Origin of the sequence: Streptomyces sp. HSW2009 (assembly GCF_040240285.1) — a bacterium.
Classification (GTDB): Bacteria; Actinomycetota; Actinomycetes; order Streptomycetales; family Streptomycetaceae; genus Streptomyces.
In genome coordinates this window covers 1-10,799 of sequence record NZ_JBEHZD010000256.1, presented here as the reverse complement: position 1 = coordinate 10,799, position 10,799 = coordinate 1, and the positions used below count along the sequence as shown (strand labels likewise).

At 73.5% G+C, this 10,799-nt stretch carries 10 protein-coding genes; 2 read left to right on the top strand and 8 right to left on the bottom strand.

Going from position 1 to position 10,799, the window contains the following annotated elements:
- A partial coding sequence (locus AAHZ94_RS19370; protein ID WP_349994227.1) for a hypothetical protein occupies positions 1-189 on the bottom strand: 189 nt, incomplete at its 3' end.
- A gap of 1,099 nt (positions 190-1,288) precedes the next feature.
- Between AAHZ94_RS19370 and AAHZ94_RS19365 the strand changes: the two genes are divergently transcribed.
- Positions 1,289-2,572 carry a hypothetical protein gene (locus AAHZ94_RS19365; protein WP_349994226.1) on the top strand — a complete coding sequence of 428 codons (1,284 nt, stop codon included), beginning with the start codon at positions 1,289-1,291 and terminating at the stop codon, positions 2,570-2,572.
- Between the two features lie 159 nt (positions 2,573-2,731).
- On the opposite strand, the gene AAHZ94_RS19360 is transcribed toward AAHZ94_RS19365, so the two are convergent.
- From AAHZ94_RS19360 to AAHZ94_RS19335, 6 genes are all read right to left on the bottom strand, one after another.
- Complete coding sequence (locus AAHZ94_RS19360; RefSeq protein WP_349994225.1) at positions 2,732-3,091, bottom strand: hypothetical protein; 360 nt, start codon at positions 3,089-3,091, stop codon at positions 2,732-2,734.
- A gap of 31 nt (positions 3,092-3,122) precedes the next feature.
- Positions 3,123-4,631 carry an Asp-tRNA(Asn)/Glu-tRNA(Gln) amidotransferase subunit GatB gene (gene gatB, locus AAHZ94_RS19355; protein ID WP_349994224.1) on the bottom strand — a complete coding sequence of 503 codons (1,509 nt, stop codon included), beginning with the start codon at positions 4,629-4,631 and terminating at the stop codon, positions 3,123-3,125.
- Positions 4,632-4,645: 14 nt separating this feature from the next.
- The gene (locus tag AAHZ94_RS19350) at positions 4,646-4,888 is read right to left on the bottom strand and encodes a hypothetical protein (RefSeq protein WP_349994223.1); all 243 of its coding nucleotides are present in this window, start codon (positions 4,886-4,888) and stop codon (positions 4,646-4,648) included.
- Between the two features lie 103 nt (positions 4,889-4,991).
- Positions 4,992-6,494: an Asp-tRNA(Asn)/Glu-tRNA(Gln) amidotransferase subunit GatA gene (gene gatA / locus AAHZ94_RS19345; protein ID WP_349994222.1), complete on the bottom strand. Its 1,503-nt coding sequence runs from the start codon at positions 6,492-6,494 to the stop codon at positions 4,992-4,994.
- A gap of 5 nt (positions 6,495-6,499) precedes the next feature.
- Positions 6,500-6,796, bottom strand: coding sequence for an Asp-tRNA(Asn)/Glu-tRNA(Gln) amidotransferase subunit GatC (gene gatC / locus AAHZ94_RS19340; protein WP_187060759.1), 297 nt, complete (start codon positions 6,794-6,796; stop codon positions 6,500-6,502).
- 565 nt (positions 6,797-7,361) lie between these two features.
- A complete protein-coding gene (locus AAHZ94_RS19335) occupies positions 7,362-7,745 on the bottom strand; it encodes a winged helix-turn-helix transcriptional regulator (RefSeq protein ID WP_349994228.1) in 384 nt (127 codons plus the stop codon).
- A gap of 345 nt (positions 7,746-8,090) precedes the next feature.
- On the opposite strand from AAHZ94_RS19335, the gene AAHZ94_RS19330 reads away from it, so the two are divergent.
- Positions 8,091-8,468 carry a VOC family protein gene (locus AAHZ94_RS19330; protein WP_349994221.1) on the top strand — a complete coding sequence of 126 codons (378 nt, stop codon included), beginning with the start codon at positions 8,091-8,093 and terminating at the stop codon, positions 8,466-8,468.
- Between the two features lie 309 nt (positions 8,469-8,777).
- Here AAHZ94_RS19330 and AAHZ94_RS19325 read toward each other — a convergent pair.
- The coding region (locus tag AAHZ94_RS19325) for a putative bifunctional diguanylate cyclase/phosphodiesterase (RefSeq protein WP_349994220.1) at positions 8,778-10,799 on the bottom strand (2,022 nt) is incomplete at its 5' end.

Sequence of the window (10,799 nt, the reverse complement as noted above, 5' to 3'; positions counted from 1 at the left end):
GGGGGCGCGCTGTCTGCCACCCCCCCCCCCCCCCCCCCCCCCGGGGGGGGGGGGGGGGGGGGCGGGCCGCCCCCGCCCCCCCCCCGCGGCCGGGGCCCCGCGGCGGCGGGACGGGGCCCGACGTACGGCGACCGACCACCCGCCCCGGCCCGCCCCGTCCTGCGCTCCTCTGCTCTGCCGCCCGGCCAACTATCGCCCCCCGTCACCGAGCCCGACCGGTCACCAGGCACGGCCAACCCCCGACCAGCCGGCCCCCAAGCCAGCCGACCAACCACGGACCCGACCACCTCGGGCCACCGAGCCAAGCGCCCGACCGACCAGCAACCCACGCCCCCAGGGCGACCGCAGCCGGTCACGGCAGTGGGCGAGCGCAGCCGCCACCCAAGGCACCCACCGATCGGGCGACCACAGGCTCCCCCTGCGGCGCGCAAGCGCCCACCCCACTCCCCGGAGCGCAGGGCGGCGGGCAGGGCGGCGCAGAGTGCCCGACCGACTCCCCCATACGCGCCCCTTCCCTCATTTCCCTCCCCCTTCCCTCTATTTCTCTTATTCCCACTTCCCGCACTCCTCTGCCCCCCTAACCCCCTCGCTTCTCCCATTAAGCCCCTCTCTCTGACTCCTCACAAAAGAACGCGAAAACGTTGTCGCGGGCGTTCAGAAAACACCTGAAAGAGGCCCCACTGCCCCCGATTCCCCCGAACCCAGCTCGGGCACTTCGGGCACTGTCAGTCGTGGGTGATAGAAAGAAATCCCGCAATTGCACTGCCAGTTGACCGAGAAATAACGGACACCCTTTCCGATTCGCTTCTTTTCCTGGGGATTTCAGGCCGCCCCTGGTCATGCGGGGGGAATGCGTACGGCACCCCGTGTCCGACCTAGGGGAACACCCATGACCCAGCCGCCCCCTCCGCCGGGCCCGCCGCCACACCAGCCGCCGGCCGGCTACGGCTACCCGCCACCGCCCGGGCCACCGCACCCCAACGGCCCGTACGCCACGCCCCCCGGCGCGGCCCCGCACCAGGGCACAACCCCGCACCCCAGCAGCGCGGCCCCGTATCCCGACACGGCCGCCCCACATCGGGGCGCGGCCCCGTACCCGAGCCCAACTCCACGCCCGGGCACAGCCCCGTACCCCACCGTCAACCCGGCCCCGTCCGGCGCCCCCGGCACCACCCACGCCAGCAGCGGAGGCCCGGCAAGCGGCCCCGGACGACCCGGGCGCGGCGGGCGGCGGCGCAGGAACCGTACGGCCTCCCTCGTCATGGGGGCCCTGGCCGCCATCGCACTGGTGGCCGGTGGCATATGGTTCGCCGCCAGCGGTGACACCTCCTCCGACGCGGGCGGGAAGAAGGCCCCGCAGGCCCGCATTCTCAGCGAGATTCCGACACCGAAGGTGGGAAAGGACCTGGTCAAGGTGGAGGGCCTGTGGACGACCGACCGGCACTTCGTGAAGGCCGGCGTCAAAAAGGTCACCGGATATCCACTGGCGGGTGGTGCCGTGCAATGGGAAATACCGTTGGGCGGCGAAATATGTGGGACCACGCCGCACGTCACGCCCGATGGGCTGACCCCGGTGCTGTTCCACGGCGGCGATCGGGACAATCCGGTGTGCACCCAGATCGGGCTGCTCGACCTACGACAGGGGAAATTACGTTGGCAGCATGAGGTCACCGGCGAGTACGGGCACCGGGTGATGTTCGACGAGGTGACGGTGGGCGGCGGCACGGTGGCGGCGGGCGGCTCCGACGGCGGGGCCGCCTGGTCGCTCGACGGGGCAGCGCTGTGGAAGCCGGAGGAGGACGCGGACTGCCGCGACGTGGGGTACGGCGGTGGCGCCAGGCTGGTCGCGGTGCGCCACTGCGGCGACATCTCCACGCCCACCGTCGACGTCCAGACGCTCGACCCGAAGACCCGGCAGGCCCGCTCCACGTACCAGGTGGCCAAGGGCATCGAGTACCTGCACGTGCTCTCCACCGCTCCGCTCGCCCTCGGCATCGAGGACGAGCGCAAGCAGGCCACCGGTGTCACCGACCTGTTGGCCATCGACGACGGCGCCGCCCGCGCCACCGTGCGCAGCACGATCGCGGTGGGCGGCGACCGGTACGAGGTGGACTGCCAGCCGTCGGTCGTGGAGAGCTGTACGGAGCTGGCCGTGAGCAAGGAGGCGGACGCGGTCTTCCTCGCCACGGAGCAGGACGTGGACGCCGCCACCATGAACGAGGTCGTCGCCTTCGCCCTCGGCACCGGCAAGGAGGCCGGCCGCACGCCCGGCTCCCCCGACGCGAACCTGCGCGTCCTGGGGCTGGACGCGGACGGCTCCGTCCTCGCCTATCAGGAGACGACGCTGGGTGGTGACGGCGGCGCCGTCTGGCGGATCGATCCGCGCAGCCACCGCAAGACCCTGCTGCTGCGCAACGGCCCCGAAGGCCGCGACACCGAGGCGTCGTTCGAGGCCGGCGGTCAGGTCCAGTACGCGCGCGGGCGCCTGTACCTGGGCGAGGAACTCGTCAGCGACCCGGACGAGCCGACGGAGCGCAACGGCCCGCTCGCGATCGTCATCGGCGTGCGGTAGCGGGCCCCGTCGGGCCGGCCCCGTCGGTGCGCCACAGGGCCGCGCCCGGCACCGTACGCCCCCGCGCGCGAAGCGGCCGTCCTCGGCGGCCCGGACCCTGCCGGCGAGGCTCGGGCGCGCCCGCCCGCGAAGCGGCCCAGTCGGTGACCGCCCCGGAGTTCACCACCACTCGTACGCCCCCGCGCGGAGCGGCCCCGTACCGTACGGCCTCGTGCGCGCGAATGGGCCCCGTACCGCGCAGCCCCGTACGCCCCCGCGCGCGAAGCCGCCCCGTACCGCACAGCCAGCCCCGTACGCGCGCCCCATAAACCACGAGTGGCCCCCGCCCCCCCCGCCCGGCCCCCCCCCCCCCACCCAACCCCCCCCCCCCCCCCCCCCCCCCTCGGCGCCCCGCCCCGCGCCGCCCCCACCCCCCCCCCCCGCCACCCCCCCCCCCCCCCCACCCCCCCCCCCGCCCGCCCCCCCAAAACCCCCCGCGGGCCCCCCCCCCCCCGGCGGGGCCCACCTCGTACACAACATCCCGCACGCCGCCCGCGGGCGACCGTGGACGCTACTCCGTCACGCCGAGCCGCTCCAGGATCAGTTCGCGCACCCGGGCCGCGTCCGCCTGGCCGCGGGTGGCCTTCATGACGGCGCCCACCAGCGCGCCCGCCGCGGCGACCTTGCCACCGCGGATCTTGTCCGCGATGGCCGCGTTGGCGGCGATGGCCTCGTCCACGGCGGTGCCGAGCGCGCCCTCGTCGGAGACGACCTTCAGGCCGCGCTTGTCGACGACCACGTCCGGGTCGCCCTCGCCCGCGAGCACGCCCTCGATGACCTGGCGGGCCAGCTTGTCGTTGAGCGCGCCCTCGGCGACCAGCGCCGCGACCCGGGCCACCTGGGCCGGGGTGATCGGCAGCGCCGCCGGGTCGATGCCGTCCTCGTTGGCGCGCCGGGCCAGTTCGCCCATCCACCACTTGCGGGCCGCCGCCGCGTCGGCGCCCGCCTCGATGGTGGCGGTGATCAGGTCGATGACGCCCGCGTTGAGGACCGACTGCATCTCGTGCTCGGAGATGCCCCACTCCTCGCGCAGCCGGTTGCGGCGCACCCGCGGCAGTTCGGGCAGGCCGGCACGCAGTTCCTCGACCCACTCACGGGACGGCGCCACCGGCACCAGGTCGGGCTCGGGGAAGTACCGGTAGTCCTCGGCCTCCTCCTTGATCCGGCCGGCCGTGGTGGACCCGTCCTCCTCGTGGAAGTGGCGGGTCTCCTGCACGATCGTGCCGCCGCCGGAGAGCACCGCGGCGTGCCGCTGGATCTCGAAGCGGGCGGCGCGCTCGACGGAGCGCAGCGAGTTGACGTTCTTGGTCTCCGAGCGGGTGCCGAACTTCTCGACGCCCTTGAGGCGCAGCGAGAGGTTGACGTCACACCGCATCTGGCCCATTTCCATCCGGGCATCGGAGACGCCGAGCGCCTTGATCAGCTCGCGCAGCTCGGCGACGTACGCCTTGGCGACCTCGGGTGCGCGCTCGCCCGCTCCGACGATCGGCTTGGTGACGATCTCGATGAGCGGGATGCCGGCCCGGTTGTAGTCGAGCAGCGAGTGCGAGGCGCCGTGGATGCGGCCGGTGGCGCCGCCCACGTGGGTGGACTTGCCGGTGTCCTCCTCCATGTGGGCGCGCTCGATCTCGACCCGGAAGACCTCCCCGTCCTCCAGTTGGACGTCCAGGTAGCCGTTGAAGGCGATCGGTTCGTCGTACTGCGAGGTCTGGAAGTTCTTCGGCATGTCCGGATAGAAGTAATTCTTCCGGGCGAAGCGGCACCATTCGGCGATCTCGCAGTGCAGGGCGAGGCCGATCTTGATGGCGGACTCGACGCCGATGGCGTTGACCACCGGCAGCGAGCCGGGCAGGCCGAGACAGGTGGGGCAGGTCTGCGCGTTCGGCTCGGCACCCAGGGTGGTGGAGCACCCGCAGAACATCTTGGTCTTGGTGCCGAGTTCCACGTGCACCTCAAGCCCCATGACGGGGTCGTAGGTGGTCAGCGCGTCCTCGTACGACACCAGTTCAGTGACGGTCACGGAAAACTAACCTCTCAGCCCAGCAGGACGTCGTCGTCGCCGAGCCGCTTGAGCTCACGGAAGAGCAGGGCGACACCGGTGGCGATGGCCGCGGCGGAGACCACGGCGTCCACGAGTTGCAGCGTGTCGTTCTCGACGCGGGCCTTCTTGCCCTGCTTGATGATGCTCACCGCGCCGAACAGCGTCGTACCGATGGAAAGGTAGAGGCCGGGCTTGGACTTCTTGAACCCCTTGGCCTTCTCCAGCTTGCCACTCACAGGCTGCTCCTCTTCGCTTCCCCGCCCGCAGGGTGCAGCGGGGCGGATGTCGTAGTCGGGCGCGGCCCAGCGGGCGTGCGCGCGACACTCACGGGGTTGGCGCTCACAACGACGGCGCCTCCTCCAGCAGACGGTGGCCCCAGCGCTCGACGAACGCCGCCTCGACGGCCGCGCCGACCCGGTAGAGCCGGTCGTCGGCCATGGCGGGCGCGATGATCTGGAGCCCCACCGGCAGCCCGTCCTCCGGCGCGAGGCCGCAGGGCAGCGACATGGCGGCGTTCCCCGCCAGGTTGGCCGGGATGGTGCACAGGTCGGCCAGGTACATCGCCATCGGGTCGTCCGCGCGCTCCCCGATCGGGAAGGCGGTCGTCGGCGTGGTCGGCGAGACCAGCACGTCGACGGTGGCGAAGGCGCGCTCGAAGTCGCGCGTGATGAGCGTACGAACCTTCTGCGCGGAGCCGTAGTACGCGTCGTAGTAGCCCGACGAGAGGGCGTAGGTGCCGAGCATGATGCGGCGCTTGACCTCGTCGCCGAAACCGGCCTCGCGGGTCAGCGCGGTGACGTCCTCGGCCGAGCGGGTCCCGTCGTCGCCGACGCGCATGCCGTAGCGCATGGCGTCGAAGCGGGCCAGGTTGGAGGAGCACTCGGAGGGCGCGATCAGGTAGTACGCGGCCAGCGCCCGGTCGAAGGACGGGCAGGAGACCTCAACGACCTCGGCACCGAGTTCGCGCAGCAGTTCCACGGACTCGTTGAAGCGCTGCATCACGCCGGCCTGGTAGCCCTCGCCGCCGAACTCCTTCACCACGCCCACGCGCAGCCCGCGCACGTCCGCCTCGCGGGCAGCCGCCACCACGGACGGCACCGGGGCGTCGATGGAGGTGGAGTCCAGCGGGTCGTGGCCGGCGATGACCTCGTGCAGCAGGGCGGCGTCCAGCACCGTGCGGGCGCACGGGCCGCCCTGGTCGAGCGAGGAGGAGAAGGCGACCATGCCGTAGCGCGAGACGGCGCCGTAGGTCGGCTTGACGCCGACGGTGCCGGTGACGGCCGCGGGCTGGCGGATCGAACCACCGGTGTCGGTGCCGATCGCGAGCGGCGCCTGGTACGAGGCGAGCGCGGCGGACGAGCCGCCACCGGAGCCGCCGGGGATGCGGGTCAGGTCCCACGGGTTGCCGGTGGGCCCGTACGCGCTGTTCTCGGTGGACGAGCCCATGGCGAACTCGTCCATGTTGGTCTTGCCGAGGATGACCACGTCGGCGGCCTTCAGCCGCTGCGTGAGCGTGGCGTCGTACGGCGGAATCCAACCTTCGAGGATCTTGGAACCGACGGTGGTCGGCACGCCCTTGGTGGTGAAGATGTCCTTCAGCGCCAGCGGCACGCCGGCGAGCGGGCCCAGCTCCTCGCCCCGGGCGCGCTTCTCGTCCACGGCGCGGGCCTGGGCGAGCGCGCCCTCGCGGTCCACGTGCAGGAAGGCGTGCACCTTCTCGTCGACCGCGGCGATCCGGGCCAGGTGGGCCTCGGTGACCTGCACCGCGGTCACCTCGCCCGCGGCGATCTTGGCGGCGGTCTCGGCCGCCGTGAGCTTGATCAATTCGGTGGTACCCGGCACGGCGGTCACTCCTCCCCCAGGATCTGCGGAACCTTGAAACGCTGCTGCTCCTGCGCCGGGGCGCCGGACAGCGCCTCCTGCGGGGTCAGCGACGGGCGGACCTCGTCCGGCCGCATGACGTTGGTCAGCGGCAGCGGGTGGGAGGTCGGGGGGACGTCCTCGGAGGCGACATCGGAAACGCGGGCGACCGCGCCGATGATCACGTCGAGCTGTTCGGCGAAGTGGTCGAGCTCTTCGTCCTTCAGCTCAAGACGCGACAGCCGAGCGAGGTGGGCGACCTCCTCGCGCGTGATGCCAGGCATGCAGCGATCCTCTGGGTTCTTGGCTTGGGTTCTGGGCTTCGGTTCTTGGCTTGGCTGGGTTCGTGGGTCTGCGGCGTCCGGGTTCCGGCTCGGGTCCGGGCCGGCGTCGCGGGCCGGAACCAGCGGTACGGGGCCGAGAGAGCCCCGCACACCGAGCCGTGACGCCCGCCCAATCCTATGCGCCACGCCCCGCCCCCGACGAAGCGCTTCCCACCGCCCCACCCACGCGGCCCCCTCACGTCCGCGTCAACCCCGGAGCGGGCGACTGCGCGAGCGGGTGCGCGCGGGTACGCGTACGGGGCGGGGCCGGGCCTTGCGACTGACCCGGAGCCGGTGGGGCCGAGCGCGGAGTGGGGCGGCCTGCCTCGTACGGGGCGCGTCGCGCCCGCGCGCGCGAGGGGCCCACGGGGCACGGGCCCACGGGGCGGGGCGACATTCCCGTACGGGGCACGGGGCCGCGCACTGTACGTACGGGGCACGGGGCGATCAATCCCACGGAGCAGGGGGCTGCGCACCGTACGGGGCACACCGGAGCCCCCCTCTGCCCCGTCGTCCCTGCCGCGCATCAGCCCGTCGCCGTGCGGGCACCCCGGTTCGGGCCGGGGCCGGGGCCGGCGTCGAAGCGGTGGCGGGCCGTTTCGATCTCGTCCAGGTAGTGGCGGGTCCAGGCGCACATGCTGTTGACCGTCGTCCGCAGCGCCTGGCCGGGCGCGGTGAGCCGGTACTCCACCCGGGGCGGCACCGTGGGGTGCACCGTCCGGTGCACCACGCCGTCGCGTTCCAAGTGGCGCAGGGTCTGGGTGAGCATCTTGTGGCTGATGCCGTCCACCTCGGCGTGCAACTCGGTGAAGCGCAGCGTCCGCTCGCCCAGCGTGTTGATGACCAGCAGCGCCCACTTGTTGGCCACCGCGCCCAAGATCTCGCGCGCCAGCGAGCCGGTGCGGTGCAGATCGCCGCGCCTCGGATCGTCGTGCCCCGGATCGCCGTGCGGGCGGTCGGCGTACCTCGGCTCTACGCGCGCGGGGTCGGCGCGCACGGAGCCGACGTGCCGGGGGGCGGGGCCGGTGCGGTCCGGGGGGGTGGGGTCAGCGTGGGTGAGGTCCGTGGGGGCCACGTCGGGGCCTGGGGGCGGGCCGCCGGCGTGCTCGGTTCCCATGGCGTTCCTCTCTCACCAAAAAGTGCGTTCTTCCACGTCAGAACATACGTCCCTACCGTTTCGACTGACCGCACGTGATCGTGAACGGCCGCCGTCGCCCGCCTGCCGCGGAGACGGTCGCCCAGGACGGGGAGACCCATGAGCATCCTCAAGACGTACGCCCGGCTGTGGACGGACGACCTGGACCGCGCGCTGCCGCTGTTGCGCGAGTTGACCGGCGCCGAACCCGATCTGCGGCTCGCTTTCGAGGCCGTCGAACTGGCCGCCATCGGCGACTTCCTCGTCATCGCCGGGCCGGCCGAGGAGCGGGCGAAGTACGCGCACGCCTCGGCCACCGTGGTCGTCTCGGACCTCGACGCGTGCCGGGCGACCCTCACCGCCGCCGGTGCCACGCTCACCACCCCCGTCGCCCCCAGCCCCACCGGACGCTTCCTCTACGCCCGCCACGCCGACGGAGCCGAGGTCGAGTACGTGGAGTGGGTTCCGGAACTGGTCGAGCGCCTCATCGCGCGCTAACGCCGGCGCCACCGCCCCGACGGCCGGGGGGGCACTAACAGCGCCACCGCCCTCGGCAGCCGGGGCCTTGCGCCGTCCCCGCCCCACGGCGCCCACAGGACGCCCACGCCCGCCCAGCGGCGCGTACAGCCCCGCTACGGGGCCCGGGGGCAGACCGGCCAGACGGGGCGGGCCCAGGCCGTGAGCGGGCTCGCGGCCGGCCCTGCGTCGAACCGTGCACGGGGCCGCTACGGGCGCCAGCCGCGGGTCGATGGACCCGCCGGGCCGCCGACCGCAGGCAAAACGTTGCGGCAACAACCGATGTGACGGCTATGTCACCGGTTGGTCCGCTTCCTTGCTCACCGTCGCGGCGGGAGCCTTCTCCTCGGCCGGCGCCGGCACGGCCACTTCCGCCGTCGGCGCCGACCGCACCTGGGCCCGCTCGGCCTCGCGCTGCCAGCCGCTCTTGCCCCGGAGCTTGAGCCAGGCCGTCGTCTCCTCGGGCGGCATCGCCGCGGCGACCAGCCACCCCTGCACCGCGTCGCAGCCCAGGTCGCGCAACCGCTCCCAGGTCTCGTCGTCCTCCACGCCCTCAGCGACGACCAGCAACCCCAGCGAGTGGGCGAGGTCCAGGGTGCAGCGGACGATCTCCGCATCCTCGTTGTCCACCACCAGGCGGGCCACGAACGACCGGTCGATCTTCAACTCGCTCACCGGCAGCCGGCGCAGGTGGACCAGCGAGGAGTAGCCGGTGCCGAAGTCGTCCAGCGACATCTTGACCCCGTGCCCGGTCAGCCCGGCCATGGTGTCGGCGGCCCGCTGCGGGTCCTCCAACAGGACGTGCTCGGTTATCTCCAGTTGCAGCGCCCCTGGCGGTACGCCGTGCCTGGCCAGCCGGGCAGCGACCGCGCCGGCGAAGCCGGGGGTGTGCACGTCGCGCGGGGAGACGTTCACCGCGACCGGCACGTCGAGGCCCGCCGCCCGCCACTCGGCGACCTGGCCGAGCGCCGTCTCCAACACGTACTCCGTCAGCTTGGGCATCAGGCCCGAGCTCTCGGCCATCGCGATGAACTCGTCCGGCGGCACCTTCCCCCGGTCCGGGTGGACCCAGCGCACCAGCGCCTCAAGACCGGCGACGTGCCCGTCGAAGCCGACCTTGGGCTGGTAGTGCAGTTCCACGTCGCCGGCGTCCAGGGCGCGGCGCAGGTCGCCGAGGAGGCCGAGCCGGTCGGGCGTGTTGCCGTCGCGGCGCGCCTCGTACACCTCCGTGCCGCTGCGGTCCCGCTTGGCCTGGTACATCGCGACGTCCGCCCGGCGCAGCAGGCCCTCCGCGTCTATGGCGTGGTCGGGGAAGACGGCGACGCCCGCGCTGGCCTCCAGGACCAGGGTGAGCCCGTCCAGGTCGAGCGGTGAGCCGAGGGCGGCGATCAGCGAGCGGGCGGCGCGCTGGGCGCTGGTGAGGGAGTCGGCGGTGGGCAGCAGTACGGCGAACTCGTCGCCGCCGAGCCGGGCCACCTCCGCGCCGCGCGGCAGCGCGAGCCGCAGCCGCTCGGCGATCTGCAACAGCAGCCGGTCGCCGGCGAGGTGGCCCAGGGTGTCGTTGACGGAGCGGAAGCGGTCGAGGTCGATGAGGACCAGGGCCGACCGGGTGCCGGCCCGCTCGGCCTCGTCCAGCGCCGACCAGGTGCGTTCCAGGAGCCACTGGCGGTTGGGCAGGCCGGTGAGCGGGTCGCGCAGTTGTTCCTCGGCGCGCACCCGGGCGATCCACAGCGTGGAGTCCAGCGCTATCAGCGGCACCGCGAACAGCGGCAGCAGCATCGGGGTGTGCACGCCGACGACGACGATGAGCGGCGCGATCCCCAGCAGCGCGATGCCGACCAGCGCCTGGCGGACGATGGCGGTCCGCACGACGGTGCGCAGGCCGCCGCCGCGCGGGGCCATCGTGTACCAGTGCAGGGCCCGGGTCACCAGCAGGTAGGCGAAGGCGACCAGGGCGATCTGCGGGATGACGTACAGGTTCCACGCGGCGGGGCGCCAGGGGTGCTCCACCGAGGGGATGGTGCCGAGCGCCGCCAGGGCCCGGCCGGCGGCGCCGATGCCGAGGATGTCCACGGCGCCGTGCAGCAGGGCCTGTCGCCAGCGGTGCCGCCGGGCCGCGCCGACCAGGACGACGACGGCCAGGCTGATGACGACCGCAGGCAGCCACCCGTACAGCAGCAGGGCGGCCAGGGTCAGGGGGGGGGGGGCGGCCGGGGCCCCCCCCCCCCCCCGGCCCGCGCCCCCCCGCCCCGCCCCCCGGCGGACCCCCCCGGCCCCAACCCGCCGCGCCCCACACCAGCCCCGCAGCGGCGG